1 protein-coding gene is annotated in these 539 nt (G+C 62.0%); it reads right to left on the bottom strand.

Going from position 1 to position 539, the window contains the following annotated elements:
• The coding region (locus tag NKJ04_RS33645; RefSeq protein WP_352680126.1) for a transposase at positions 1-451 on the bottom strand (451 nt) is incomplete at its 3' end.
• Between the last annotated feature and the right edge of the window lie 88 nt (positions 452-539).

Here is a 539-nt window from a genome sequence, read left to right as displayed (position 1 = left end):
CGGCAAACGCCTTCAGGCTCTCGTCCAAGCGCTTGTTGATGGCCGAGATCGACGAAGCCGAGAAGGCATGACCGCACAGCTCTTCCGTGATCGCCTTGACCTTCCGGGTCGACACGCCCTGCACATACATCTCCGCAAGCGTGGCCACCAAGGCCCGCTCGGAACGCTGGTAGCGCTCGAACAGCTCGGTGGAGAAACGACCGGCCCGGTCCTGCGGAACCCGCAGCTCAAGCTTGCCGACCCGGGTGACCAGGGTGCGGCCGTAGTAACCCGAGCGATACCCAAGGCGCTCGGGCGTCCGTTCGCCCTTCGAAGCACCCAGCGCCTCCTCCATCTCGGCCTCGAGAACCTCCTGCATTACTGCACGGATCACTTCGTGCAGCCCCTCCGGGTTCGAAAGCAGAATGTCTTTGACGGCAGCGCTGGTCGATTTACCTTCTGTCTTGGTCATGGTGGCGTTCCTTCGCGGGAATCGGTGACGTTGAACATCACCAGCCTGCCATGACCGCCCTCTCTCAGCGAATTTGCAGAACTCTCAG

Origin of the sequence: Mesorhizobium sp. M0618, from assembly GCF_040320765.1 — a bacterium.
Lineage (GTDB): Bacteria > Pseudomonadota > Alphaproteobacteria > Rhizobiales > Rhizobiaceae > Mesorhizobium.
Note: the sequence above shows the minus strand (reverse complement) of the source record. Positions and strands in the feature narration are given on the sequence as shown.